Here is a 25561-nt window from a genome sequence, read left to right as displayed (position 1 = left end):
GTTTCACTGAGTGCCTAGCAGCCGATCAGTCGGCTGGCCAGGTACCCCTCGATCTGGTCGAGGGACACGCGCTCCTGCTTCATCGTGTCGCGCTCGCGCACGGTGACCGCGTTGTCCTCGAGCGTGTCGAAGTCGACCGTGACGCAGAACGGCGTACCGATCTCGTCCTGGCGGCGGTAGCGGCGGCCGATGGCGCCCGCGTCGTCGAAGTCGATGTTCCAGTTCTGGCGCAGGGCGGTGGCCAGGCCCTTGGCCTTGGGCGACAGCTCCGGGTTGCGGGACAGCGGGAGAACCGCGACCTTGACCGGCGCCAGGCGCGGGTCGAGGCGCAGGACCGTGCGCTTCTCCATCTTGCCCTTGGCGTTCGGAGCCTCGTCCTCGACGTAGGCGTCCAGCAGGAACGCCAGCATCGCGCGGCCGACACCGGCGGCGGGCTCGATGACGTACGGAGTCCAGCGCTCGCCGGCCTCCTGGTCGAAGTAGGAGAGGTCCTGGCCGGAGGCCTTGGAGTGGGCGCCCAGGTCGTAGTCCGTCCTGTTCGCGACGCCCTCGAGCTCGCCCCACTCGTTGCCGCCGAACTGGAAGCGGTACTCGATGTCGGCGGTGCGCTTGGAGTAGTGCGAGAGCTTCTCGGCAGGGTGCTCGAACCAACGCATGTTCTCTTCGCGCAGACCGAGGCCGGTGTACCAGTTCCAGCGCTCCTGCATCCAGTACTCCTGCCACTTCTCGTCCTCGCCCGGCTTGACGAAGAACTCCATCTCCATCTGCTCGAACTCGCGGGTGCGGAAGATGAAGTTGCCGGGCGTGATCTCGTTGCGGAAGGACTTGCCCATCTGCGCGATGCCGAACGGCGGCTTACGGCGGGAAGTCTGCTGCACGGAGGCGAAGTTGGTGAAGATGCCCTGCGCGGTCTCGGGACGCAGGTAGGCGACGGAGCCGCTGTCCTGGGTGGGGCCGAGGTGCGTGGAGAGCAGGCCCGAGAACTGCTTGGGCTCGGTGAAGGTGCCCTTGTTGCCGCAGTTGGGGCAGTTGAGGTCGACGAGGCCGTTCTCCGGGGCGCGGCCGTGCTTCGCCTCGTAGGCCTCCTCCAGGTGGTCGGCGCGGTAGCGCTTGTGACAGGAGGTGCACTCGGTGAGCGGGTCGGTGAAGGTGGCGACGTGACCCGACGCGACCCAGACCTCGGTGGCCAGGATCACCGACGAGTCGATACCGACGACGTCCTCGCGGGAGGTGACCATGTAGCGCCACCACTGGCGCTTGATGTTCTCCTTGAGCTCGACGCCGAGCGGGCCGTAATCCCAGGCGGCGCGCTGTCCGCCGTAGATCTCACTACAGGGGAAAACGAAGCCACGGCGCTTGCTCAGGCTGACGATGGTGTCGATCTTGTCGGCGGCCACGGTGCTCTCTTCATTACGAACGGACGGGAGCGAATGATTCAGGTTACCGGCGCCGCCCACCCCTGTATCAAATCGGTTCGCAACCCAGGGCTTGTTGACAATCGTTTCCAGATTTGTTGAAAATGACTGTCATGAACGTACGACGACGTCTTATATCCGGGTCCGCGGCGCTGGCAGCCACCGCCCTCGGTCTCGGAGCGCTTTCCGCCTGCTCCTCGGACAGCAGCGCCGCGGACGGCAACGGCAGCGGGAAGCTCGACGTCGTGGCGTCGTTCTACCCCATGCAGTACCTCGCCGAGCAGATCGGCGGTTCACATGTGAACGTCTCGAATCTGACCGAGCCCGGCCAGGAGCCGCACGACCTGGAGATCAGCGCCCGGCAGACCGCGCAGCTCCAGGAGGCGGACGCCGTCCTCTACCTCAAGAACCTGCAGCCGGCCGTCGACGACGCCGTGGCGCAGTCCGAGGTCAAGACCAAGATCGACGCCACCTCGCTGACCAAGCTGGAGGAGCACGGCAGCGAGGTCGGCGGCCACGCGGCCGAGCACGACGACGAGCACAGCGAGGAGGAGTCCGGCCTCGACCCCCACATCTGGCTCGACCCGGTGAAGTACGCCGAGGTCGCCGAGGGCGTCGGCAGGGTCTTCGAGAAGGAGGACCCGGACAACGCGGCGGACTACAAGAAGAACACCGCGGCGCTGGTCGAGAAGCTCGACGGCCTCAACACCCAGTTCGAGACCGGGCTCAAGAACACCCGGACCAAGGTCTTCATCACCACCCACTCCGCCTTCGGCTACCTCGCCGAGCGCTACGGCCTCACCGAGGAGGCCATCACCGGCCTCGACCCGGAGTCGGAGCCGAGCGCGAACCGCGTGCGGGAACTCGAGGAGATGGCGAAGGCCGACGGCGTCTCCACGGTCTTCTACGAGACGCTCGTCAGCGACAAGACCGCCAAGACCATCGCCTCGGACGCGAACCTCAAGACGGACGTCCTCGACCCGATCGAGGGCATCACGGACAAGTCCAAAGGCAGCGACTACATCCAGGTAATGGAATCGAACCTGAAGGCGTTGCAGACAGCGTTGGGCACCAAGTGATCTCCAGGAGGACCGCGTGAGCGAGCCCGTCATATCCCTGCGCGGCGTACGTGCCGAGCTGGGCTCGCGCCCCGTCCTGCGGGGTATCGACCTCACCGTGCACGGTGGCGAGGTCGTCGCGCTGCTCGGCGCCAACGGCTCCGGCAAGTCGACCGCCATACGCACCGTCATCGACCAAGTACCGATCAGTGACGGCGAGATCGAGATCTTCGGCACCCCGCGGCGCCGCTTCCGCGACTGGAAGCGCGTGGGCTACGTCCCGCAGCGCACCACCGCCGCGGGCGGCGTGCCCGCGACGGTGACCGAGATCGTCGCCTCCGGCCGGCTGTCCCGGGCCCGCTTCGGCGTACTGCGCAAGGCCGACCACGACGCCGTACGACGGGCCCTCGAACTCGTCGGCATGGCGGACCGGGCGAAGGACTCCGTCAACGCCCTCTCCGGCGGCCAGCACCAGCGCGTACTGATCGCCCGCGCCCTCGCCTCCGAACCCGAACTGCTGATCATGGACGAGCCGATGGCGGGCGTCGACCTGGCGAGCCAGGAAGTGCTGGCACAGACGCTCAGGGAACAGGTGGCGGCCGGTACGACCGTCCTGCTCGTCCTGCACGAGCTGGGCCCCCTGGAGCCGCTCATCGACCGCGCGGTCGTCCTGCGCGACGGCTGCGTCCTGCACGACGGCCCGCCCCCGCGCGCGGTCGGCCAGCACGCGCTGCCCGGCCACGACCACGTACACCCGCACGCGGCTCACGACGCCGAACCCATCCGGACGGGACTGCTGAGCTGATGGAAATCCTCGACTACGCCTTCATGCAGCGGGCCCTGCTCGCCGCCGTCCTGGTCGGCATCACGGCCCCCGCGATCGGCATCTACCTCGTCCAGCGCCGCCAGGCGCTCATGGGGGACGGCATCGGCCACGTGGCGATGACCGGCGTCGGCCTCGGCTTCCTGCTCTCCACCTCGCCGGTGTGGATGGCGACGGCGGTCGCGGTGGTGGGCGCCGTCATCATGGAGCTGATCCGCTGGTACGGCAGGACCCGCGGCGACATCGCCCTCGCCATGCTCTTCTACGGAGGCATGGCGGGCGGTGTGATGCTCATCAACCTGGCGCCGGGCGGCTCCAACGCCAACCTGAACTCGTACCTCTTCGGTTCGCTGTCGACCGTGTCGGAAGAGGACGTGACGGCGATCTGCGTGCTCGCCGCCTTCGTGGTCCTGGTCACCCTCGGTCTGCGTCGGCAGCTGTTCGCGGTCAGCCAGGACGAGGAGTTCGCACGGGTCACGGGCCTGCCGGTGCGCGCCCTGAACCTGCTCACTGCCGTCACGGCGGCGGTCACGGTGACGGTCGCGATGCGCGTCGTGGGCCTGCTCCTGGTCAGCGCGCTGATGGTGGTCCCGGTGGCGGCGGCGCAGCAGCTCAGCCGTAGCTTCGCGGCCACGTTCGCCATCGCGGTGGCGATCGGCGTGAGCGTGACCCTCGGCGGCACCGTGACGTCGTACTACCAGGACGTGCCGCCCGGTGCGACGATCGTGCTGCTGACCATCGGCGTGTTCATCGCGCTCACCATGCTGGCGACACCACTCGCGCGGCGCCGGGCGCGGGCCGCGGCGGCGGCGCAGGCGGCCGGGGACCCGGCGGAGTGCGCGATTCCGGCCACGCGTGGCCCGGAACGCAAGGTCGGCGTCTGACCACGCACAGTCCGGGCTGGCACAATGGCCCGGCAAGGGCAGACGTGAGGAGGCAACGGTGACAACCGCTGGATCGCCCGTTCGGGGCCGTTCCACCCGGCAGCGTGCCGCCGTGGCGGCAGCGCTCGACGAGGTGGACGAGTTCCGCAGTGCGCAGGATCTCCACGACATGCTCAAGCACAAGGGTGACTCCGTCGGGCTCACCACCGTGTATCGCACGCTGCAGTCGCTCGCCGACGCCGGCGAGGTCGACGTGCTGCGCACGTCCGACGGCGAGTCCGTGTACCGCCGTTGCTCCACCGGCGAGCACCATCACCACCTCGTCTGCCGCGTCTGTGGCAAGGCGGTCGAGGTGGAGGGGCCGGCCGTGGAGACATGGGCGGAGGCGATCGCGGCGGAGCACGGGTATGTGAACGTCGCGCACACGGTGGAGATTTTTGGTACGTGTGCGGAGTGCGCCGCCGGTAAGGGGTAGGGGCGCGCGTTTGTGTCTGCGGGTTTTAGGGGCGCCCCTGTGGGCGCCCCTTTTCACGTCTACTCCGGGCGGCCCTTCATGGCCTCTTCCATCGCGAGGAGTTCCTCGTTCGGGACGGCGCCGCCGAAGCGGCGGTCTCGGGAGGCGAATTCGACGCAGGCGCGCCACAGGTCGCGGCGGTCGAAGTCGGGCCACAGGACGTCCTGGAAGACCATCTCGGCGTAGGCGCTCTGCCAGAGCAGGTAGTTGGAGGTGCGCTGCTCACCGCTCGGGCGCAGGAACAGGTCGACGTCCGGCATGTCCGGGTAGTAGAGGTACTTCGTGAAGGTCTTCTCGGTGACCTTGGAAGGGTCGAGGCGACCGGCCCTGACGTCCTCGGCGAGGGCCATCGCCGCGTCGGCGATCTCGGCTCGGCCGCCGTAGTTCATGCAGAAGTACAGGGTCAGCCGGTCGTTGTCCTTGGTCTGCTCCTGGGCGACCTGGAGTTCCTTGGCGACCGACTTCCACAGCTTGGGCATACGGCCCACCCAGCGCACCCGGATGCCCAGCTCGTCGAGCTGGTCGCGGGTCTTGCGGATGAAGTCGCGGTTGAAGTTCATCAGGAAGCGCACCTCGTCGGGCGAGCGCTTCCAGTTCTCGGTGGAGAAGGCGTACAGGGAGATGTTCCGCACGCCGATCTCGACCGCGCCCTGGAGCACGTCGAGGACACGCTCGGCGCCGACCTTGTGCCCCTCGGTGCGGGGCAGCCCGCGCTCCTTGGCCCAGCGGCCGTTGCCGTCCATGACGATCGCCACGTGCTCGGGGACCAGTTCGCCAGGGAGCTTCGGCGCGCGGGCGCCGGACGGGTGCGGCTCCGGTGCCCTGTACTCCCGACGCTGCCGCCCCAGGAACCCGCGTACGACCATGTGCCTCTCGTCTCCTTCTTGCTGCTCTTACTTCTCTTGCTTCTCAGCGTCTTACTTCTCAGCGTCTTACTTCTCGACGTATCGGAGGGAGCGCAGCCCGCGCTCCAGATGCCAGTGCAGATAGGCCGACACCAAGCCGCTGCCCTCCCTGACATACCGCGGCTCGCACGCGTCCGCGGTCTCCCAGTCTCCCGTCAGCAGCGCGCCGAGCAGTTCGAGGGCTCCCGCCGAGGGTACGACGCTGCCGGGCACCCGGCAGTCGACGCAGACGGAACCTCCCGCCGCGACCGAGAAGAACCGATTCGGTCCCGGCATCCCGCACTTCACGCAGGCGCTGAAACTGGGCGCGTAGCCGTTCACGGCGAGGGAGCGCAGCAGGAAGGCGTCGAGGACGAGGTGCGGCTCGTGCTCGCCCCGGGCGAGGGTGCGGAGCCCCCCGACGAGCAGCAGATACTGCTGCACGGCGGGTTCCCCCTCGTGGTCGGTGAACCTCTCGGCGGTCTCCAGCATGGCCGTACCGGCGGTGTACCGCGCGTAGTCGGTCACGATCCCGCCACCGTACGGAGCGATCGTCTCGCTCTGCGTGCACAGTGGCAGCCCGCGCCCGATCAGCTCACTCCCCCGCGCGAAGAACTGCACGTCCACATGCGAGAACGGTTCGAGCCGGGCCCCGAACTTCGACTTGGTCCGCCGCACCCCGCGCGCCACGGCCCGTACGCGCCCGTGACCGCGCGTGAGCAGGGTGATGATCCGGTCCGCCTCACCCAGCTTCTGGGTGCGCAGCACGATGCCGTCGTCGCGGAACAGACTCATGAGGCCCATTCTCGCCTACGGGAGGAGGGGCGAGGGCGGGACCCGTACGGTTGCCCGGCTCTGGGCGATACGGAGGACGCCCCGCTTTACGTCATGACAGCGGCTTCTCCCCCACCCCAGGGGTGCCGGAGACCGTGAACACTTTGAGGGAAAGTGTTCACGGTTTCCGAGGAGGGTGCGCTGGAGGGGTTCAGGGGACCTCACCACGGCTGCGGGCATTCGCATACGCCGTGGCCGCGCACAGCCGCTCCGCCGCCGTCGCGGCGCGCACCGCGTCCAGGGCGCAGTCCCACTCCTTCCCGCCGCCCAGCGGTCTCAGCTGTACGTACGGTCCCTCGTGCCCCATGACCGTGCCCACCTTCCCGGTACGCACGTCCACCGCGTACGAGCCGATCGGCGGCCTCACCGCAGCGCCGCCGCGAGCCGGGCCGCGACCTCGACGGAACAACCGCCCAATTCGATCCGCGGACAAGGCGCCTCTCGCGCCAAACTCGCCGGGTCGATACGTAGTGACGGCAACGTAATTCCTGTTTTCGTGAGCGCCGCCCGCAATTCCTTCACCGTGACCTCCGCCTCTTCGACGCAGCGCGCCGAGTGTTGTGCCCTCACCGTGCTCCCCTTCTTTTTGAGTTTCACGCTTCGCATCCCCAGTGTGACCCTCTGCATCTACACTCGACAGGATTTCGCCCCCTACAAGTGCGGGGCAGTGCACGGGGGTTGACCTGTGGCCAACGGTTCGCGGCAGGCAGCGTGGGAGTTCTTCGGGACCGAGCTGAAACGGCGCCGGGAGGATGCCGGTTTCACCCAAGTGGAGTTGGGGGTACGGGTTTTCGTCTCCGGTGGTTATATCGGACAGTTCGAACAGGCCATTCGGAAACCACAGTTGGACGTGGCCCAGCGAATCGACGAACTCCTGCAAACCGGAGGCTTTTTCGAACGCACGTGGCGAAAGCTGATTGATGACAAACGGTATGCGGATTATTTCGCGGCGGTGGTGGAGCTCGAGCGGACGGCGACGAAGATCTCGACGTTCGCGCCGACTCTCGTACCGGGCCTGTTGCAGACGGCGACCTACACGCGTGCGGTGATGCTGGCGAGCAACCCCTTCGTCACCGACGAGTACATGGACGAGAAGGTGACGGCCCGAAGGGAGCGGGCGCAGATGCTGGACGACGCTGCCGGGCCGGTGTACTGGTCGATCCTGCATGAGCACGTGCTGAAGATTCCGGTCGGCGGTGCCGCAGCGATGGCCGAGCAACTCGACCACATCGCAAACCTGGTACGACAGCGGCAAGTACTGGTCCAGGTGCTGCCCTACTCGGTGGGGGCGTACCCCCTCATGGGTCGCATGGTGCAGCTCATGGAGTTCGAGGACGCCCCGGCAACTGCCTATACAGAGGCGGTGTATTCGGGGAACCTGCTGGACGATCCGGCCCTGGTTAAGCAGGTTCAAGGGACTTACGATCTGCTCAGGGCCGCCGCACTGCCGCCGGCGGAGTCCCTGGCCCTGATCGAATCGGCGGCGGAGGAGCACAGACGATGCGCGAGTACGACCTGAGCCTCGCTCAGTGGCGCAAGACCACCTACAGCGACGACAACGGCGGCGAGTGCCTCGAGGTAGCCGACGGAGTCCCCGGCGTCATCCCCGTCCGTGACAGCAAGGTCGCGGACGGTCCCGTCCTGCTCATCAGCGCCCTCGCCTGGACGGAGTTCATCGGCACCGTCACGGAGTGACCCTGCCGCTGGTTCTCAAGTGACCCTCGGGGCCGCCCGCTTCACCGAGGAACGCCCACCGAACCGCAGTGGCGGGGGACGGTGCCGTTCAGCCGACCTTCCGCAACTCCCCGTCCCCGAACACCGCGACCATCACCAGGCTGCCGAGACTGCGCTCACCCGTGGGACGGCCCGGTCACCCCCAGGTCCGTGCGCATGGTCGCCCGCATCCGGGACAGGTTCTGCCAGCCTTGCTTGATCGCGTCTCGTACGGTCGCGAGGTCGTCGCCCTCGCGGGCCGTGCCGTGGGTGAGGCGGGCCAGGGTGCCGTAGACGGAGCCGAGGCCGCTGTCGACGCGTCTCACCTCCGCCAGCACCGTGTCCGGCACGATCATCTGGGCCTCGGCGTACCGGCGGCGGTAGTCCACGCGGGCCGTCTCGACCGTGGCGAGGGACTCCTGCGCGTCGTATCCGATGCGCAGGACGTGGGCGTGGTCGTTCAGTGTCGCCAGGTAGTGGCGGGCGGCGGCGTTGAACTCCGTGTACGCCGCCCGGCGGGCCTCCCGGCCCGACTCCGCGCGCTGCGCGGTGAGTTCGGCGAGGCGGGTGTGTTCGAGGCGCTCCCACTCCTCGCGGCGGGACGCGTCACCTCGGCGCTGGGTCAGCCAGGCCGAACCCAGCGTGCCGCCCACGCCCACCACCGCCACCAGCAGGCCCGTCAAGGCCGAGTCCATCACGCCTCCCCCGTACCACCAGCCATGGCCGTACAGCCGTACAACCGCACTAGTGTCCCTGACAGGCGAACGCTGCCCACAGTTCCAGGGCGGCCGGATCTCCGTCGTGGAGGATGTCGGCGATCGCGCGGGGCATGTCGTCGGGGGTCCGGCGGTCGGGGTTCAGCAGCCACAACTGGGCCTCGCGCAGGGCCCGTACGGGGGTGGCTCCGGTGCGGAGGCGGTCGTGGAATACGTACATCATGAGGCCGGTGAGGCCGTCGGGGACCTCCCAGCGCGAGCCGACGACCCCGGTGGCCCCGGCGGCGAGGAAGGCCGTGGAGAGGGTCAGGGCCTCGTCGAAGTCGCCGGTGGCGTGGTCGCTGACGCAGGCGTCGAGGACGACCAGGCCGCCGGGGGCGCCGGGCGGGCGGCCCCGGGCCTGGCGGAGGATCTCGCGGACCGGCAGCTGTCCGGTGCCGCCGTCGGCAGGCGCCAGCAACAGGCATGCGTCCAGCGGGGAGTTGCCGGACGGGCGGGCATGGCAGGCCAGGTGGAGGACGGAGGCGCCGGCGCCCTCGCGGCCCGGGAGTGCGGCCAGTACCTCGGCGGGGGTGCCGGGGCCGGACGCGCGGCGCACCTTGCCGAGGAGTTGGCCGCCCGGGTAGAGAGCGGTGTGGATCTGGCGGGCCTCGGTGGTGGCGCCGGGCAGCGTACCGTCGGGGTTGCCGACGATGACCGGGCGGGCGTCGAGCGGCAGGCGGGGGCGGCCCAGTACCTCGTGGAGCTGGCGGGCGGAGGCCGCGTAGGACAGGGCCAGACGTTCGACGGCGCGGACCGGGCGGGTGCCGTGGCGTCGGCCGCTGCTGAGCAGGGCGGCGTGCCAGGGGATCCCGCCGAGGTCGCCGAACGGGACCAGGACCAGGTGGGGTTCGGGGCCCGCCTGCTGGATCAGGGGTGAGCGGGTGAGCGGGGCCATCACCATCGGGCCCGCCCAGTCGCACAGTTCCTCCAGCGCTGAGCGCCAGCGCAGGTGTGCCGCCTCCTGGGCTTCCAGGTCGGCGGGCTGTCGGTCCAGTGCGGCCTGGCGGCGGCGGTGGGCCTCCCGGTAGGTCTCCAGGACGTCGAGGCCCTCGTGCCGCAGCAGGCCGAAGTCGACCGTGCCGACAGCGGCTTCGTGGGTGACGACGACCGCGGTGCCGGCGCGACCGCCGCCGGGCGGCAGGAGATAGACGAGCGCATGGGCCTCGGCCCGGCGCAGGGCGGCGGCGATCTCGTCGACCGTGGGCGGGGTCATCAGGGCGGCGCCCGTACGGGAGCGGGCCAGGGCCGTGAGCGTACGCTGCCGCAGGTCGTCGGGGAGCGGCAGTTCGGCGCCCTCGCCGAGCGCGCCCAGCAGCGAGCCCGGACCGTCCAGCACCTCCGCCAGGTCGACCGGGGCCGGTGCCCGGTGGCTGCCGCCGCCCTCCCACTCCTCGGCCAGGTCCGTCCGGTCGGCCTCGCGCAGCAGCGCGGGCACGTCGGCAGTGGTCGTGGAGGCGTGCAGCACCTGCCCGCGGCCCAGCTCCAGTGCCTCCACGGCACCGGCCAGATCGTCGTCGGCCAGACACCAGCGGGCGATCTGCAGCGCCCGGTCGGAGGCGGTGCGGGCCATCTGGAGCGCCGGTTCCGCGGCGGCCTGGAGCAGTACGACGGTGGCCGCCTCGCGCAGCCCGGCGACACCCGTGCGTCGCCCGGCCTCGTCGTCGCCGGGGGCCGAGCGGGCTCGCAGGGAGTCGGCGAGGACGTTGGTGAGGAGGGTGCCGACCGGGGACGGGGCCCGGTCGGTCATGTGTGCGCGGGCCGCGCGGGCCACCTCGATCGCCCGGTCGGCGTCGGCGGGAGCGCGGGCGTGGAGGAAACGGTTGTGGCACAGGATCGCGTACAGCCCGCTCGCCCGGAGTCCCTCCTGACTCTCAGGTGCCACGGCGGCGATGACGTCGCGCAGCATCTTCTCCGCCGAGTCGACACCCCGCTTGTTGTAGGGCGTGAACGACGTCATCAGCACCGCGCCCGCCGTCCGCAGCAGCAGCCTGGGCCGCTCGGGGTGGCCCTCGGGCAGCGCCTCCACGGTCTCCGACATGAGGACGAGGCCGTCCAGGCGGTCCCGTGCGGTGCCGCCGTAGAAGGAACGCACCATCAGCATCAGGCCGAAGTCCGCGTCGAGCGGGAGGCGCCCCGGGTCGTCCTCGTCGAGGGAGTCCCGCAGCCGGCGCATGGACTCGACGGCCGCCGCCATCCCGGGCTCGGAGCGGGTGTTGATGGCGAGCATGAACTGCAGCTGTGCGAGGCCGTGTTCGAGGTACGGCCGGTCCCGCTCGACCAGGAACAGGTCGATGGGCACGCCGGTGTCGCCGCCGTCGAGGACGGCCCTGACCTCCTGCATGTAGCGGGTGGCGGTCTCCAGGTCCTGGAGGTCCCCGCGCGTCTGGTAGCGCTGGTAGAGGTTGACGGCCAGGTTCTGGAGGTACACCACCCGGTTCACGTCGTCGACGGCCGTCTGCCGGAACGCCGCCGTCAGATGGCGGATCGCCGCGTCCAGGTCGTCGGCGGAGTTGGACAGGGCGTGGCGCTGGCTGAGCGCGGCGGCGTACGCCCCATGGGCCTGCGAGCCGAAGCCCGGCGTCGCGGACGGCACCCGCATGGACTCGTTCAGCACGGCGATCGTGCGGTCGACGCCCTCCAGGTCGCCGCGGCCCCGGTCGTCCCGCACGATGGCGGCGTGCGCAAGCTGGTTGAGCAGGTCGCTGCGCATCGGGTCGTCGGGCGGATACAGCTCGACGGCGCGCTCCAGGTGGCGCAGGGCCTCGTCGTTGCCGTACCGCGTGGGATGGCGCTCGTGCAGGGTGTTCAGCAGACAGCCGAGGACGGCGTGGCTCGGCGGGCGCAGGCCGTCGTCGTCGGCCAGGCCGTCGAGGGCCTCGCGCAGGAGCCCGACCGCCTCCTCGTTCTCCGCCGTCGGCGCCGAACCGGGCCCGGCCGACTCGTCCCGCTCCGCGAGCGCCGCGCCCAGCATCGCCGCCGCCTGGGCATGGTAGGGGCCCTCAGGGTCGAGAAGGCGGTGCAGGTCGCGCAGCCGCGCGAGGTACGCCGGGCGGTCCTCGGGGCGTACGGGGCCGCCGCCGCGCTCACGGTAGACGTCGACCAGGTGGCCGGAGGCGAAGATCCGGGCGGAGTGCTCGTCCGGGAGGGTCGCGGCCAGCAACTCGAGGTGGTCGTGGGCCTGTTGGGTGTCGGCGGCCTCGGGGGACTCCTGGAGCAGCTTGACCAGCCGTACCCGGGCGTCGATCTCCAGCTGGTCGGCCTCGTCCGCCCAGGAGCCCGCACCGGTCTCGGCGGGCTCCCAGCCGGGCGGGCGCAGCGCGTCGAGCACCGTCTCCAGGACGGCCGCCGCGTCCCGCAGGTCGTCGGGGGCGCGGTCGCGGTCGTAGCGGTCGGCGAGCGCGCAGCCGTAGGTGACGAACAGGCCGGGGTGGAGGTCTTCGTCGAGCAAGGGCATGCCGTCGTCGAAGGCGGTGAGGGCCTGGTCGAGGTCGTCGGGGCGGGCGTCGGGGACGGCTGCTTGTCGTACGTCCCCGGCGTCCTCGGCAGCGAGCGCGTCCTCGACGTCGTCGGCGTCGAGCGTGTCCTCGGCCGCGAGCGTGTCCTCGTACCGGGCGTGCAGCAGCAGGCCGAGGCGTACGCAGGCGGTGGGGTACGCCTCGGTGTCCCGCGGCAGGGTGGCTCGGCCGAGGTCGAGCAGGTCGGCCGCCGTGCGCCGGACAGCGGGCGGATCCTGGATGCCGTAGGCCTCGCCGTGCCCGGCCAGGGCCTGCCAGTACCCCACCGAGAGGGTGAGACCCAGCAGGAACCGGGCGCGGGCCAGCGCGGCCGGGTCGGCGTCGGCCGCCTGCCGCTCCAGCAGGTCCCGGGCGCGCAGCAACACGTCCCGACACCGCCGCCATGAACCGCCCGCCTCCTCGGGGCGATCCTGCTCGTCATGGTGTTCGAGCAACCGCTCGGCGTGGTCGAGCAGTTCGAGCGGTCCGGCGCCGGGAGCGATCTCCGGGGAGCCGGGCATGGCCACCGGCGCGGGCGGGATGGTCATCGCGCGGCTCGCCGGGTGCGGCGTACGGCGAAACCGGCCGCGTAGAGGCTCAGCGGCAGGGCCAGGAGCAGGGCTGCCCAGAACGACGCGTGTCCCCAGGTGGCCGCGAACTCGGTGAACAGGTCGGGGAGTACGGGCATGCTCACGGCGCGGGCGGGCTCCACCGGGGGCGGCCAGAGGCCGAGCGCGACGACCACGACGGCGGCCCACTTCAGCACCCGGCGGGCGGCGGCGGGCGAGCCCAGCGCGGCCAGCCCGCAGGCTCCGGCGCAGGCGAGGACGTACTGCGACTGGTACGAGGCGCCCTGCTGCCCGGTCCCCCAGGAGGCGAGGGTGGGGTGCTCCCCGGTGAACGCGACGCGTACCTCGACCGCCGCCCACAACAGGGTGACCAGCGTGAGCAGGGCGGCGAGGGCGAACAGGGCGCGGTCCCGGGTACCGAGCGGGCCGGTGCGCCAGCGCGTCGGGTTCTGGTACGGGCGCCGGGGCAGGCCTGCGCGGGCCCGGCGCTGCTCGGCTCGTTGGCGCCGGAGCCTGGTCTGTTCCCCCTCCGCGGCGCCGGCCTGGCCGAGCAGCCATCGGGTGAGGCTCATGAGCAGCAGGCAGGCCACCGGGAGCAAGAGCAGCGCCGTGACGCCGTTCCAGCTGTGCCAGCCGCCCAGCAGGTGACGCATGCGCTCGGTCAGCCAGTCGGGAGCGTGCAGCGGATCGAGCGGGGGCAGGTCCGGGCGGGCGTAGCCGACGTACGCCGCGAGGGCCGCGCCGAGCGGCAGCAGGCGTGCGGAGACCTGGGCGGGGGCCGCCGCGAAGGCGACCGCGCCGGCCAGCGCCACCGCGCACAGGCCGGTCTGGGTCGCCGCGGCGGCGTCGGCGGCGCGGGCGAGCGGGGCCGTGAGCGTGTCGGCGGGGTCCAGGGCGTCCCAGCCGAGCCCGGTGTCGTGGACGAACCGGAGCATCGCGCCGGACCAGATCATCAGCCAGAGCATCGCGAACAGCGCGGCCGCGGCGGCCAGTCGCCGTGCCAGTGGCTGCCAGGCGGTGGACCACCATTCGCCGAGGGTGACCGCGTGGTCCTGCCCGATCGCGTCGGCGCGCAGCACCCGCGGCAGGAGTACGGCCGCGGCGACCAGTGCCGCCCGGCCCGATACCGTCCGCACGTCGCCGCCCGCCGCCCGCCGGTGCAGGTCGGCCCAGCGCCTCAGGAACGCGGCGTCCTGCCCGCGGCGGCTCAGCGTGGCGCCCAGCCGGTGGCGCAGCGCGCCCAGTCCGGCCAGTACGGCGAGCACACCCACCGGAGCTTTCGCGACGAGGGAGGCGAGCGGGGCGGGCAGTCCGGTGAGCGGGCGGAGGGCCTGCCCGCGCTGCCCGGGGTGCGCGATCAGTGCGGCGGCCAGGCCGTACGCGGCGTTCGTCTCGCGCGCGTCGAGGTCTCCGCCGTTGCCGTTGCCGCCCCGGCGGCCCAGCGTACGGGCCCGGTTGCGGACCTCCTCGATCGTGTCGGGCAGTTCCTTGTCGAGGGTGCGCAGCACCTCGCAGCGGCCCTCGGCGCATTCGGGGTGGGCGCAGCGGAAGCCGGCCGCGATGGTCGGCACTTTCGCCTTGAGCAGCTCGTCGACGAACGCGACCGCGCCCTGCCCCTGGGCGATCCGGGCGATGCCGTCCGCGTCGACGCGACGGCCCCGGTACTGCGGTGACGCGGTGGGCGCGAAGACGGCGACGAAGGCGAGGACGGCGACGGCGGCGCGGACCGGGTCGCGCTTGAGGGCGAGCAGTTGACTGCTGTCGTACGAGGTGTCCTTGAGTTCGTCGCGCAGCCAGGCCGCCAGCCGTGGGCCGTCCTTGCCCATGAGCCACTCCGCGGCCTCCTCGGAGTGCCGGGCCATCTCGGCGGCGAGGCTCTCGGCCTCGTGGTGGGTCGTGCCACGGAAGGTGATGGGTCGGTTGGCGTGGCGGGCGGTGGGTTCGGCGGCCGGGGCTTCCGGCCGGATGACGGGCGGCTGTTCGCCCTTGAGCCAGCGGCGTACCTCGGCCGCGGTCCAGCGGTCGTCGGGGTCCTTGGTGAGCAGGCCCTGGAGCAGCAGGTTCTGCTGGGCGTCGGTGACGGCGGACAGGTCGACCTGGTTGTTGAGGATCAGTCGCCTGGTCCAGGCCTCGTCGGTGATGAGGGCGTCGTCGCTGAGGACGTAGAGGGGGCGTCCGGTGAACACCTGGTAGAGGACGAGGCCGAGGGTCCACCAGGGGGTGGCCTTCAGGTTCTGGTTGACGATCTGTTCGGGCGCCATGTAGAGGGCGGTGATCTGGAAGTCGCGGTAGCTCTGGCTCGCGGTGAACCGTGCGACGCCGCCGAAGTCCGCGACGACGAGCTCGAACCGGCCGCCGTTCCTCCCGCCGCTCTTACCGCCGTTGCTCGGTCTTACCAGGATGTTGGCGGGCTTCAGGTCCAGGGGGTTGCGGTCGATGCGGGTCTGCCAGAAGTCCAGCAGCTCGGCGAGTTCACGTACGGTCCGCTCGGTCTGCGCCCGGTCCTCGCGCGGTTTTCCGTCGCGCAGTCGCCGGGCCAGGTGGTCCTCGAACGTGAGGGGCAGATACTCCATCGCCACCCAGCCGCACACAGTGGGGCCGATCGCGATGTCACCGAACTCGTGGATGCGGGGCACGTGTCGGCGGAACTCGGGGGTCGCGAGGTGTTCCAGGGTGTCCATGTCCATGGCCTGGCCCGGGTGCGCGATCTTCACCGCCGCGTCGGTGCCGTCGGCGAGCCGCCGCACGTGCCAGACGGTGCCCTCGCTGCCGGCACCGGCGATGTTGTGGGGCTCGTAACGGTCGAGCAGGGCCTGGGGGAACTCGGCGCGGGCGGTGTTGTGGGCCTCGCGGCGGGTGGGCGGGTCGGAGTGGCGGGGGTGGACGACACGGGGCGGGGCGTCGGGGTTCGCGGGCTTGGCCGGGGGGCGCTGTTTACGCGTGCGCGGGCTCGGGGGGACGGCGCCGGGGGCCTTGGCCTGTTGGCGGGTCGGGGGGCTCGCGGGCTTCGGAGGGGTGTCGGGCTTCGGAGGGGTCTCGGGCTTCGGGCGGGTGTCGGGCTTCGGAGGGGTCTCCGGCTTCGGACGGGTGTCGGGCTTCGGACGGGTCTCCGGCTTCGGACGGGTGTCGGGCTTCGGGCGGGTGTCGGGCTTCGGGCGGGTGTCGGGCTTCGGGGGTGTGGAGCCCGTCCCTTGCAAGCGGGTCTGGGGGCTCGGCGGTGGAGCGCCTGAGCGCTGCTTGCGGGTCGGCGGGCTCGGTGGCTTTCGCGGCGGCTTGGCGGGGCCTGTCGGCTCCTCGGTCGAGTTGTCGGCCATGCGGGGTCCTCGAAGGGGTACTTGGTGCCCGGCGCGCTGCCGGGCGTCGTGGCGTCGTACGAATACGGATGGCGGTGTTCAACGAGTGCGGCGGTGCGGTGGCGTCGTCGTACGGGTCAGCGCGGCGCGCCGTACTCGTCGAGTTCGACGACGTCCACGTCCACGTCCTCGGCCAGTCGGAGGCGGTGGCCGCCGGGCCAGAGCTGGGTGGGGCGGGTGATGAGCTCGTCGTCGACGTAGGTGCCGTTGGACGAGTCGGTGTCGGTGATGTAGAGGCGGCCCGCGTGCCAGTGCAGTTCGGCGTGGGCCCGGGAGAGCTGGTCGAGCGCGGCCAGGCCCGGCACGTGGGCGCACTCGGGGGCGTCCCGGCCCAGCTGGGTGGGGTCCTGGTCCACACCGCGTACGGGGATCAGCGCACCGGCCAGCACGAGCGCGAGGCAGGGAGCGGCCGGGGCGGGGGCCGCTCTGCGGGACGTGTCCTGGCGGGGGCGGGGCGTGGGGGTGGGCGTCGACTGCAGCCGGGTGGGAGGCACGGCGGGGGTGGATCGGCCGCTGGGTGCGTGGGGGCCGTCGGTGGTCGGACCGGCCGGGCGGGGCGGGCGGTTGCGGCGGCCGTCTCCTTGGCTTGAGGCGGGGCGGTCGCGATGCGGCGCGGGGCGCTCTCGGTTCGGAGCAGTGCTCTCGTAGTTCGGCGCGGGGCGCTCTCGGTTCGGAGCAGTGCTCTCTCGGTTCGGGGCGGTCGGCCCTTGGTTCCGGCGGCCGGGCCCGGCCGCTCGCGCCGGGCCTCCCCTGCGGGCGTCCGTACTCCGGGCGTCCGTGCCGGAGCCGTCGGAGTCGCTCCCGGCCACCCCGGACCCACCGGAACCCTGCCCGGCCGCCCCCGAATCGTCTCCGCCCGGCCCGGATGTCTGTGCCGCGTCGTCCTCCGACTCGGCCACCAGATAGACCCGTTCGGGTACCAGCCGCTCCCACTCGTGGGTCTGGCAGAAGCCGCGGCGTGTCGACGACGGGCACTCGTCGGGGGTCACGGGACAGCGGTAGCGGGTGGTCTCGGTCGTCATGATGTCTTCTCCGGTCGCCATGTGTTCTCCCGGAAGGTCACTCCGCGTCCGGCCAAATCCCGCTCCAAGGCGCTGAGTTCACCAGGCCTGGGGACGCCGACGATGTGGACGGCCCCGTCCGTCACCCGTACCTGCAGCTCGGGACGGTCGGCGGTGCGGCGCAGATGAGGGCTGTAGCGGCGGCGGCCGAGCGGGGTCCGTGGGATCAGCCGCTGGTTGGCCGAGCCGCGCCAGACCAGCGGGGTCGGTTCGCCCGCGCGGTAGCGCCCGGTGATGACGGCGTCGGCGCGGTCGAGGGCTGCCGTGGCCCGCGGCGAGGCGGCGATCTCGGCTTCCTCCCAGCCCGTGTAGACGAGGAGGTCGGCGTCCGCCCGGCCCGCCCCGCGGCGCACCCGGTCGGCCGCGTCCAGCAACGCGGCCAGGGCCTCCGGCTGTTCCAGCGGTTCGCCGCCGCTGACGGTCAGCCCGTCGTAGCCGTCGGCCAGCCCCCGGTGCCACAGCCCTACCAGCCGCTCGACACCGACGTCACGGCCGCCGCGCGGATCCCAGGTGTGGCGGGACATGCACCCGGCGCAGGCGAGCGGACAGCCCTGCACCCACACGCCGAGGCGTCGGCCCGGACCAAGCGCGGTGATGGGCCCGAGCACCTGGGACACGCGCAACACCGGCCCCGGCGCGTCCCGTACGTCCGGCGCCTTCCCTGCCGTACCGTCCGCAGTCTCCCCCGCCGTACCGCCCCTCACATCCATCGCCGTACCTTCACGGTGTACGCCTCGTCCTGGCCGTCCACGGCCTCGATCTCGATGTGCTCCCCGGGCCGGGCGGGCTGGTGGAACAGCTCTCGGGAGAGCGGGTTGACCAGCGCGGACTCCACGGCGGTGACCACGCCGCGCCCGCCGTGGTCCAGGCGGCGGGTGGCCTCGACGCGCAGGACCTCCCAGGGGTCGTCGGCCACCGTCAGTTCGGCGCCGTGCGCTTCCTTGACGCGCCCGATCACGGACGCCAGGGCCTTGTCGAGGATCAGCCGCACCGAGTCGGGCTGGATGAAGTCCATCGGGACGAAGCTGTCGCCGAACCGGTTGCGCAGTTCGGGCCGCCCGATGTGGTCGTTGAAGAAGGTGTCGAACGCTGCTCGCAGGGCCTCGCGCACATCCTCGGGCTTGTCGTGGCGGGAGAGCCGCGACCCCGGCTTGGCCTCGGTGGCCTCCTCGTCACCGCTGCCCTCGCCGCCACCGCCACCGCCACCGCCGTCCGGCTTGGCGCCGCGCCGGCTCTTCGGCCTGACCACCTCCGCCGACACGCCCAGGTTCGAGGTGAAGATGAGTACGCACTCGGTGAAGTGGACCGTGGCGCCCTGTCCGTCGGTGAGCCGGCCGTCCTCCAGGATCTGCAGGAACAGGTCGAACAACCGTGGGTGCGCCTTGTCGATCTCGTCGAAGAGCAGCACACTCATCGGGTGCGCGCGCACCGCGTTGGTCAGCTCACCGCCGGCGCTGTGCCCGACGAATCCGGGCGGTGCCCCGATCAGCCGGTCCCGGGCGTGCTCCTCGGCGAACTCGCTCATGTCGAAGCGGATCGGCCGGGCGTCCTCGCCGAGGATCATCTTGGCGACGCCCTTGGCGAGTTCGGTCTTGCCGACGCCGGTGGGCCCGGACAGGAAGAGCGTGCCGCGCGGCCGGCTCGGTGAACTGGACGACTGGGCGCCGGTCAGTCCGGCCGCCGAGCGCATGAAGATCTCGATGGTGCGCCGTACGGCGTGCGGCTGGCCGATGACCTGGGCGTTGAGGTAGGCCTCGCCGTTGAGGATGTTCTCGCGCACGGCCTGGGTGGCCCAGGGGTTGTCGAGTACGCCGACCCGGTACAGCCGCGCGGCCTCGTCCAGGCGGCTCAGGGGCAGCCCCCGGTCGGCGGCCATCCGGCCGACCGCGAGGATCTCGCCGACGCCCATGCCGTACGAGGAGCGGGCGAGCGCCTCGGTCGCCTGGAGCTGTTCCCCCTCCGCGGCGGGCGCCGCGCCCTCGCCCGTCCGGCGCCGGGCGAGCCGTTCGACCACGAACCGGCCGGCCGCGTGGCGCTGGTCGTGCGGGGGTTCGGGCACGGTGATCACGCGCACCGCCCGGCTGCCGATGGCGAATTCGAGGGGCAGGTCCTCCTGCTTCTCGACCACCCAGAAGATCGTGTTGTACGGCGTCACGCCCCCGCTGCCGCGGACCGGGCGCGCGGTGTGCCCCAGTTCCTCGGCGGCGGCCAGCAGTCGTGCCGCCTCTCCGGCCACGGGGTTGCGCGGCGATCCGAGGCGGGCGGTGTAGGGCATGATCAGGCCGATCGCGGGACCTGTGTGCTGGACCGTTCCGATCATGATCTCGCGCATCCGGGCGATGCCCGCCTCGATGTCGTCGTCGTCCTGGTCGTCGGCGCCGTCGGGGTTCTCGTCGTGCCCTCGTGCGGCGCGGGCGTCCTCCTCGGCCATACGGCGCAGGGCGGGCGGGAGTTCGAACTTCTCGCCGGTGAGCCGCCAGGCGACCACGTGGTCGATCACCATGCTCTGCCGGGCCAGGGCGCCGTAGCCCCGGGTGCGGCAGACCGATTCGATGACCTCTTCCAGGCTGTAGGGCATGAGGGCGTGATCCGGTTCGGGCGCGGCCACCCCGCCCTCGCCGTCCTCGGGCAGCAGGAACACATCGCGGACGTTGCCGGTCAGCAGGATCTGCGGGTACACCGTGAGCGCCATGTCCAGCTCACGGATCCAGGCGGGGGCCAGAGGCGGGGCTGCGGGTGCCGGGGGCTCCTTGTGGAACGGCCCGGCCTTGTCGAACGACCCACCGGCACCGCTGGTTTCAGCGCCCACGCTCCCCCTCCTGTCCGTACGAGGTGCGCCGCGCGGACTTGGCCTTCCTCTTGCGACGCGGCTCCGCCCGTTCCGTCTCGTCCGCCCCGCCCGTCTCCTCCGCCCGTTCCGGCTCGTCCGCCCCGCCCGTCTCCTCCGCCCGTTCCGTCTCGTCCGCCCCGCCCGTCTCCTCCGCCCATTCCGTCTGGTCCACCTGACCCGTCTGGTCCACCCGACCCGTCTCGTCCGCCTGGTCCTCCGTACGGTCATGGGCGCGGCCGGTGTCGGGCCATGAACCGTCCGGTACCACGGCCGTGGGCCGTACCCCGGGCGCCAGCGCGGACTTGGGGGCCAGCCCCACGCCCTGTGCGCGCACCGCGTCCTCGATGGTGGGCAACTGCTCCTCGCAGAACCACTGTTGGACCCGATGGTCGGTCTCGGCCTCGGTCTCGGTCTCGGCCACCAGCGCGGTGGTGAGGCCGGGCCGGTCCGGCGCGAGCGCCACCCGCAGCCCGTAGCCGTCGGGAACCGCCGCCTCGCCGGACGCCTCGGCCGCCGCGCCGAAGGGCACGATGACGCTGCCGTCCTCGGCCAGCAGGTCGGCGAAGTCGTCGCCCACGGCGTAGTCGCGCTCGCGCAGCACCCGCATCACGGTGTCCGCGACGGCGGACCGGTACCGGGCAATGTCCTCGCGCGCCACCGCCCGCTCCACTTCCCGCTCCAGGTGGGCCGGATCGGGAGCCTCGGCGACGGCCGTCGCCAGCCGCTCCCGGTCCTCCGGAGCGGCGTCCTCCAGCCGGTCGAGCAGCGCGGCCCGCAACGCGGCCGTGCGGGCGGCGTTCCGCTGCCGCTGCGTCGATTTGTGTACGAGGACACCGAGGTCGTGGAAGAGGGTCCGGGCCTCCTCGGCTCCGCGTGCCTGCCGCAACGCCTCCAGGCGGCGGGCGAAGACGGGCAGGTCTTCCGGCTCGCAGGCCGGTCCGTCGCGTTTGAGCAGCGCCTCGGCCTCCACCAGGGCCGACGCCCTGGCCCGCGCGGCGCGGTCCTCGCCGGCCCGGTCGGCCGCCACCGGTGCCGGGCGCGCGGCCGGCCGGGACTCCTTGCGCTGCTCGGTCTCGGCGGGCGGCAGGGACCAGACGTCGGCGGCGGCCCGGCTCAGGTCGGCCTCCGCCCGCTGGTTGATCCGGCGGGCCGACTCCAGGGCGGCGGACAGCTCCGTCGAGTCGGCGCCGGAGGCCACGGTGACGACGTACACGTCGATCTTGTCCGTGCCGTAGGCCCGGCGCAGCGACTTGGCCTGTCCGCGCAGGTCGCGTGAGCGGGTGGTCTCCTGCGCGAGCTGGGCGCGCAGGTCCCGGCGCCGTTCGGCCTCGACGTCGACGTAAGTCCACTCGTATGCCGCGGAGTTGCTCAATGACCCTCCCCCAGGGTCGCAGTTGAACCGCGCGGGAGAGAGCTCATCGTCGGTTCGGGGCGGGCCCGGGGCCCGGCCGGCGGGCGATCGACAACGTGCACCGACTCCCTCGGGCGATGCCAGGCGCCCATGATGCATCACGCGGCGCGTGCCCGACTCCGATTCGACGATCCCCGCACGACCTTCTTGCACTGCTGTTACGGTGCCTGCCGGGAGAGGGGGTCGTCGGTATGTCCTTCCTGGCAGACGCCGTTGAGGCGATCCATGCTCACTGGACGGAGCTCTCCGGGCTGTTGGACACGCCCGCACGCGAGGAACTGGCGGAGATCCTGGCGGACGCCGAGTCGGATCCCGTGGCCGCCGCCAGTGACGTACGCGATCTGGTCAAACCGTTCACTCCGCCCGATCACCCCTTGCGCCAGGCACTCGCGCCGCCGGGAGTCCGCTTCCAGCTCGCGCCGCCGATGGCGCAGGACAACACCGATCTGCTCGCGGCACTCCGGGTTCTGCACGGGGACGTGACGGGCCTGGTTCCCCGAGCGCTCGCCTTCTCCGCAGCCCGCGCGGCGGGAAACACCAGCGACGAACCCGACACCGTCCCCCCTTACCGCCCCGACGCCGACGACGCGTGGATCCTCGCCGAACCCTCCCTCCCGGCTGCCTCCCTGGTCCTCCCCCCGGACCAGATCCACGACCTGATCCTGCTGACCGACGAGCACGACGTGGAGCGTGTCCCCGCGTTCCAGCTCGACCCGGCGTTCGGGGCACCGTACGCGGTCGTCGTCGAGATCAACCGACTGCTGTCGGCCGACGTGGACCCCTGGGGTGCCGCCGACTGGTGGCTGGGCTCCAACGTGTGGCTCGACACCGCGCCCGCGAGGCTGCTGGGCACCGGAGTGGACCACGCTCTGCTGTCCGCCGCGCGAGCCGAGATCCCGGAGTGGTGAGCACGTGCCCGACCAGATGATCCCCGCCCCGACCGTCCGGGCGAAGCCGCATCGCCATGTGCTGCCGGCCGGTACCGAGCTGTGGCGTGTGCACAGCTCCCGGCGCGGAGCCACCGAGTTCAAGTCCGTACCGGCCGATCTGCACTGGGACGGCGGACGGTTCTGCCATATCAAGGACGATCTGAGCCCCGAGAAGCTCCCGTATCTGTACGCCGGTCTGTCCCCGCTGACCGCCGTGTGCGAGACCCTGGCCCGTGATCTGCGGCCGCGGCCGGACGGGCGGCGGCGCATCACCCAGCCGAAGGTGCGGGACATGGTGCTGTCCAAGGTGGTCGCGGCCATCGACCTGCCGCTGGTCGACCTGACGGACAACGCCCATCTGGCGGCGGTCCACCAGGACATCTGGCTCGTCCAGTCCGAGGCCCCGGCCTATCCGCGCACCCGCCGCTGGGGCTCCTGGATCCGTGGCCAGGCATCCTGGGCCGTGGGGATGCGCTGGCCGTCGCGCCAGGACTTCGGCCTGGTGTCGGGCGAGGTCTGCGCCCTGTACGAGGCCGAGGACGGCCCCGCCCTGCTCAAGCCGTCGTCGGAACCCCCGCTGGAGCTGAACACCCCGGCGGGCCGCGCCTACCTGAACGACCTGCTCGCACCGCTGCGCATCATGGTCCAACCTCCTCGCAAGCGCGCGTGACCTCACCGGGGCCCCGTATACGGGGACGTCAGCGCCGAGGAGGAGCGCAAGTCAGTCGGCGAAGCGGCGTACGTACCCGCGCTGCCAGGGCGTCTCCACCGCCCGCCGGTCGTAGTGGCGGCGGACGAAGTCCACCGCCTCCTTGGGCGGGACTCCGTCGAGGACGGCGAGGCAGGCCAGGGCCGTGCCGGTGCGGCCCCGGCCGCCGCCGCAGGCGATCTCGACGCGGTCGACGGGCGCCCGGTTCCAGGCCTCGGCGAGTACCGCCCGGGCCTCGGCGCGGTCGGCGGGCAGCCGGAAGTCCGGCCAGCGCAGCCAGTGCGCCTCCCAAGGGACTTCGGGAGGTTGCCTGCCGAGCAGATGGACGGCGTACGTCGGTAGCGGGCCGTCGGGCGGGAACGGCCGGCGCAGGGCACGGCCCCGCACCAGTCGACCGGAGGGCAGGCACAGGACGCCCGCACCGCTCGGGTTCCAGGTCGACTTCACGGGGCCAGAGGTCACGGGCCAGAGTAAACAGGGCGGAGGCACTCCTCCGACACTCCTCCGCCGGTCGAACTTCTGGAAAATACGCCATTCGTGTGCGCTGCCTTGACCGCCCCCACGGACCCTTTTATGTCACGCTGCCCCCTATGACGCCCGACCCCCCGGCGCCGCACCGCCGGTCGTTCCTGAAGTGCACCGGTGCGCTCGGCGCGGCCGCCGCCCTGTCCGCGTCGTCGGCCGCCTGCTCGTGGGGGCCGGAGTCCACGAACGACACCGGTGGTTCCGGCGGCGGCAAGAACGCCACGCTCATGGCGGTCATCGGCTACGGGAACGACGGCAGCTGGGATCCGACACAGACCGCGTCCGCGTTCGCCACGGCCGCCAACAACCACATCTACGAGGGGCTGGTCGACACCGATCCGATCTCGCGCGAGCCGTATGCCGCGCTCGCCACGCGGGTGCCCGCCGACCTCAGCGGCACGTCCTGGACGTTCCGGCTGCGCGCGGGCGCCACGTTCCACGACGGGACGCCGGTCACCGCCGACGACGTGGTCTTCGTCTTCGACCGGATCCTCGACCCGACCACGCAGACCCTCGCGAAGGGCTTCTTCGCCGGCTGGCTGCGGGAGGTCCGGAAGATCGACGCGCACCACGTCGAGCTGGTGCTGAAATTCCCTTTCCCCGACGGGATTTCGCGGCTCACCCTCGCGAAGATCATGCCCCGGCACGTCTTCTCCCGGCCGGGCGCCTGGGACGACGCGATCAGGGGCAAGGCGATCGGCTCGGGCCCGTACCGGCAGACCGCGCACCACCCGAAGTCGAACACCGTCTTCGAGGCGTTCGCCGCCTACAACGGGCCGCGCAGGCCCGCGTTCAAGAAGATGAACTGGCAGACCATGGTGGACGCCGCACCCCGCGTCGCGAAGATCTCCGGGGCCGCCGCCGGCGCGCGGATCGCCGACAACATCCCGTACGCCAACATCGCCCAGCTCACGAAGGGCGGCATGACCGTCCGGGGCGCCGCGGGGATGAACAACCTCTTCCTCATGTTCAACACCCGGCACAAGCCCTTCGACGACTTACGGGTCCGGCAGGCGCTGCACCACGCCATCGACACCGGCACGATGGTCGAGGTGGCCCTGAAAGGGCACGGGAAGCCGTCGACGTCGTTCCTCGACGAGGGCAACCCGAGCTACCGGCCCGCGAAGACCGTCTACTCGTACGACCCCAGGAAAGCGAAGCAACTCCTCGAAGCCGCCGGGGTCAAGGGGCTGAAGATCGACATCCTGGCGGTCAACGTCAGCTGGATCGTGGACTGCCTGCCGACCATCAAGGCGTCCTGGGACGCGATCGGCGTCGAGACGACGCTGTCGCCGCAGGAGACCACGGCCGTCTTCACCAAGATGGACCAGAAGCAGGACTACCAGGTCGTCGTGGCGGCCTCGAACCCGAATCAGTTCGGGCTGGACGCCGACCTGATCATGCACTACAACTACGGCCCCCAGAACCTCTGGATGGGCTACACCCGGTGGGCGGACCACCCCGTGGCGCGGCGGCTCTTCAGGGACATGGACCTGGCGACGCGGGAACCGGACGCCGACAAGAAGAAGACGATGATCCAGGACTACATCGACATCGTCGCCGAACAGGCCGTCCTCTACCCGGTCGTGCACAACGAGCTGATGACGGCGTGGGACGCCAGAAGGCTCACGGGGATGAGGGCACAGCCGTACCCGGGCATCAATCTGCTGCAAGCCAAGTGGGCTTAGACCGACCGGCAATTGGAGGGTGGGAGAAGGAGCGGGGTCTGGTGCGTGCGGCTGCAAGGCGGAGGAGGGAGTGATGGCGGAGCCATCGCGACCGACGACAACGCGGCAG

At 71.5% G+C, this 25561-nt stretch carries 22 protein-coding genes; 9 read left to right on the top strand and 13 right to left on the bottom strand.

Annotated features, from left to right (window positions below; genetic code table 11):
- Positions 1-14 precede the first annotated feature (14 nt).
- On the bottom strand, positions 15-1397 hold the full coding sequence (locus AB0D57_RS35100; RefSeq protein ID WP_362082644.1) for a glycine--tRNA ligase: 1383 nt from the start codon (positions 1395-1397) through the stop codon (positions 15-17).
- 131 nt (positions 1398-1528) lie between these two features.
- On the opposite strand from AB0D57_RS35100, the gene AB0D57_RS35095 reads away from it, so the two are divergent.
- The 4 genes from AB0D57_RS35095 to AB0D57_RS35080 are packed head-to-tail and all read left to right on the top strand — an operon-like array spanning position 1529 to position 4655.
- Positions 1529-2494, top strand: a complete 966-nt coding sequence (locus AB0D57_RS35095) for a metal ABC transporter substrate-binding protein (RefSeq protein WP_362082641.1) — start codon at positions 1529-1531, stop codon at positions 2492-2494.
- A 16-nt stretch (positions 2495-2510) separates the two neighbouring features.
- Positions 2511-3278 carry a metal ABC transporter ATP-binding protein gene (locus tag AB0D57_RS35090; protein WP_362082638.1) on the top strand — a complete coding sequence of 256 codons (768 nt, stop codon included), beginning with the start codon at positions 2511-2513 and terminating at the stop codon, positions 3276-3278.
- Complete coding sequence (locus AB0D57_RS35085) at positions 3278-4180, top strand: metal ABC transporter permease (protein ID WP_362082635.1); 903 nt, start codon at positions 3278-3280, stop codon at positions 4178-4180. The genes AB0D57_RS35090 and AB0D57_RS35085 overlap by 1 nt, the downstream gene beginning before the upstream one ends.
- A gap of 58 nt (positions 4181-4238) precedes the next feature.
- The gene (locus AB0D57_RS35080; RefSeq protein WP_362082632.1) at positions 4239-4655 is read left to right on the top strand and encodes a transcriptional repressor; all 417 of its coding nucleotides are present in this window, start codon (positions 4239-4241) and stop codon (positions 4653-4655) included.
- 59 nt (positions 4656-4714) lie between these two features.
- On the opposite strand, the gene AB0D57_RS35075 is transcribed toward AB0D57_RS35080, so the two are convergent.
- The 4 genes from AB0D57_RS35075 to AB0D57_RS35060 form a co-directional block, all read right to left on the bottom strand.
- Positions 4715-5560 (bottom strand): isoprenyl transferase, encoded by an 846-nt coding sequence (locus AB0D57_RS35075; RefSeq protein WP_362082629.1) that lies wholly within the window; start codon positions 5558-5560, stop codon positions 4715-4717.
- Positions 5561-5626: 66 nt separating this feature from the next.
- Positions 5627-6373 (bottom strand): DNA repair protein RecO, encoded by a 747-nt coding sequence (gene recO, locus AB0D57_RS35070; RefSeq protein WP_362082626.1) that lies wholly within the window; start codon positions 6371-6373, stop codon positions 5627-5629.
- Between the two features lie 190 nt (positions 6374-6563).
- Positions 6564-6779, bottom strand: coding sequence for a hypothetical protein (locus tag AB0D57_RS35065; protein ID WP_362082623.1), 216 nt, complete (start codon positions 6777-6779; stop codon positions 6564-6566).
- On the bottom strand, positions 6776-6982 hold the full coding sequence (locus tag AB0D57_RS35060; RefSeq protein WP_362082677.1) for a hypothetical protein: 207 nt from the start codon (positions 6980-6982) through the stop codon (positions 6776-6778). The genes AB0D57_RS35065 and AB0D57_RS35060 overlap by 4 nt, the downstream gene beginning before the upstream one ends.
- A 115-nt stretch (positions 6983-7097) precedes the next feature.
- Between AB0D57_RS35060 and AB0D57_RS35055 the strand changes: the two genes are divergently transcribed.
- Positions 7098-7931, top strand: a complete 834-nt coding sequence (locus AB0D57_RS35055) for a helix-turn-helix transcriptional regulator (protein ID WP_362082620.1) — start codon at positions 7098-7100, stop codon at positions 7929-7931.
- Positions 7913-8107, top strand: coding sequence for a DUF397 domain-containing protein (locus tag AB0D57_RS35050; protein ID WP_362082617.1), 195 nt, complete (start codon positions 7913-7915; stop codon positions 8105-8107). The genes AB0D57_RS35055 and AB0D57_RS35050 overlap by 19 nt, the downstream gene beginning before the upstream one ends.
- Positions 8108-8262: 155 nt before the next feature.
- Here the strand turns inward: AB0D57_RS35050 and AB0D57_RS35045 are convergent, their stop codons facing one another.
- From AB0D57_RS35045 to AB0D57_RS35015, 7 genes are all read right to left on the bottom strand, one after another.
- Positions 8263-8820 carry a hypothetical protein gene (locus AB0D57_RS35045; protein ID WP_362082614.1) on the bottom strand — a complete coding sequence of 186 codons (558 nt, stop codon included), beginning with the start codon at positions 8818-8820 and terminating at the stop codon, positions 8263-8265.
- Positions 8821-8869: 49 nt separating this feature from the next.
- The gene (locus AB0D57_RS35040) at positions 8870-12925 is read right to left on the bottom strand and encodes a CHAT domain-containing protein (protein WP_362082612.1); all 4056 of its coding nucleotides are present in this window, start codon (positions 12923-12925) and stop codon (positions 8870-8872) included.
- On the bottom strand, positions 12922-16260 hold the full coding sequence (locus AB0D57_RS35035) for a hypothetical protein (protein ID WP_362082609.1): 3339 nt from the start codon (positions 16258-16260) through the stop codon (positions 12922-12924). The genes AB0D57_RS35040 and AB0D57_RS35035 overlap by 4 nt, the downstream gene beginning before the upstream one ends.
- A 116-nt stretch (positions 16261-16376) precedes the next feature.
- Positions 16377-17342: an FHA domain-containing protein gene (locus AB0D57_RS35030; protein WP_362082606.1), complete on the bottom strand. Its 966-nt coding sequence runs from the start codon at positions 17340-17342 to the stop codon at positions 16377-16379.
- Entirely contained in the window at positions 17318-18070 is a 753-nt protein-coding gene (locus tag AB0D57_RS35025; protein ID WP_362082603.1) for a 4Fe-4S single cluster domain-containing protein, read from the bottom strand. Before AB0D57_RS35025 ends, AB0D57_RS35030 begins: the two co-directional genes overlap by 25 nt.
- Positions 18061-20169, bottom strand: a complete 2109-nt coding sequence (locus AB0D57_RS35020; RefSeq protein ID WP_362082600.1) for an AAA family ATPase — start codon at positions 20167-20169, stop codon at positions 18061-18063. The genes AB0D57_RS35025 and AB0D57_RS35020 overlap by 10 nt, the downstream gene beginning before the upstream one ends.
- Positions 20159-21562, bottom strand: a complete 1404-nt coding sequence (locus AB0D57_RS35015; RefSeq protein ID WP_362082597.1) for a hypothetical protein — start codon at positions 21560-21562, stop codon at positions 20159-20161. Before AB0D57_RS35015 ends, AB0D57_RS35020 begins: the two co-directional genes overlap by 11 nt.
- 230 nt (positions 21563-21792) lie before the next feature.
- Between AB0D57_RS35015 and AB0D57_RS35010 the strand changes: the two genes are divergently transcribed.
- Both AB0D57_RS35010 and AB0D57_RS35005 read left to right on the top strand, forming a co-directional pair.
- Complete coding sequence (locus tag AB0D57_RS35010) at positions 21793-22509, top strand: hypothetical protein (RefSeq protein ID WP_362082594.1); 717 nt, start codon at positions 21793-21795, stop codon at positions 22507-22509.
- A 4-nt stretch (positions 22510-22513) separates the two neighbouring features.
- Positions 22514-23200, top strand: coding sequence for an RES family NAD+ phosphorylase (locus AB0D57_RS35005; protein ID WP_362082591.1), 687 nt, complete (start codon positions 22514-22516; stop codon positions 23198-23200).
- A gap of 51 nt (positions 23201-23251) precedes the next feature.
- Here AB0D57_RS35005 and AB0D57_RS35000 read toward each other — a convergent pair whose 3' ends face one another.
- Entirely contained in the window at positions 23252-23686 is a 435-nt protein-coding gene (locus AB0D57_RS35000) for a protein-tyrosine phosphatase family protein (RefSeq protein WP_362082674.1), read from the bottom strand.
- A 143-nt stretch (positions 23687-23829) separates the two neighbouring features.
- Here AB0D57_RS35000 and AB0D57_RS34995 point away from each other — a divergent pair, with 143 nt between their 5' ends.
- Positions 23830-25452 carry an ABC transporter substrate-binding protein gene (locus AB0D57_RS34995; protein WP_362082588.1) on the top strand — a complete coding sequence of 541 codons (1623 nt, stop codon included), beginning with the start codon at positions 23830-23832 and terminating at the stop codon, positions 25450-25452.
- Positions 25453-25561: the final 109 nt, after the last annotated feature.

Origin of the sequence: Streptomyces sp. NPDC048275 (assembly GCF_040652275.1) — a bacterium.
In the GTDB taxonomy this organism is placed as follows: domain Bacteria; phylum Actinomycetota; class Actinomycetes; order Streptomycetales; family Streptomycetaceae; genus Streptomyces.
The sequence above is the reverse complement of the archived record's forward strand: the minus strand, read 5'-3'. Positions and strand labels throughout refer to the sequence as shown.

What these genes read in the sequence shown, in the direction of transcription:
- AB0D57_RS35095 (WP_362082641.1), top strand. Translation starts at nt 1,529, where the DNA reads ATGAACGTACGACGACGTCTTATATCCGGGTCCGCGGCGCTGGCAGCC.
- AB0D57_RS35085 (WP_362082635.1), top strand. Translation starts at nt 3,278, where the DNA reads ATGGAAATCCTCGACTACGCCTTCATGCAGCGGGCCCTGCTCGCCGCC.
- AB0D57_RS35075 (WP_362082629.1), bottom strand. Translation starts at nt 5,560, where the DNA reads ATGGTCGTACGCGGGTTCCTGGGGCGGCAGCGTCGGGAGTACAGGGCA.
- recO (WP_362082626.1), bottom strand. Translation starts at nt 6,373, where the DNA reads ATGAGTCTGTTCCGCGACGACGGCATCGTGCTGCGCACCCAGAAGCTG.
- AB0D57_RS35050 (WP_362082617.1), top strand. Translation starts at nt 7,913, where the DNA reads ATGCGCGAGTACGACCTGAGCCTCGCTCAGTGGCGCAAGACCACCTAC.
- AB0D57_RS35045 (WP_362082614.1), bottom strand. Translation starts at nt 8,820, where the DNA reads ATGGACTCGGCCTTGACGGGCCTGCTGGTGGCGGTGGTGGGCGTGGGC.
- AB0D57_RS35040 (WP_362082612.1), bottom strand. Translation starts at nt 12,925, where the DNA reads ATGACCATCCCGCCCGCGCCGGTGGCCATGCCCGGCTCCCCGGAGATC.
- AB0D57_RS35035 (WP_362082609.1), bottom strand. Translation starts at nt 16,260, where the DNA reads ATGGCCGACAACTCGACCGAGGAGCCGACAGGCCCCGCCAAGCCGCCG.
- AB0D57_RS35030 (WP_362082606.1), bottom strand. Translation starts at nt 17,342, where the DNA reads ATGGCGACCGGAGAAGACATCATGACGACCGAGACCACCCGCTACCGC.
- AB0D57_RS35025 (WP_362082603.1), bottom strand. Translation starts at nt 18,070, where the DNA reads ATGGATGTGAGGGGCGGTACGGCGGGGGAGACTGCGGACGGTACGGCA.
- AB0D57_RS35010 (WP_362082594.1), top strand. Translation starts at nt 21,793, where the DNA reads ATGTCCTTCCTGGCAGACGCCGTTGAGGCGATCCATGCTCACTGGACG.
- AB0D57_RS34995 (WP_362082588.1), top strand. Translation starts at nt 23,830, where the DNA reads ATGACGCCCGACCCCCCGGCGCCGCACCGCCGGTCGTTCCTGAAGTGC.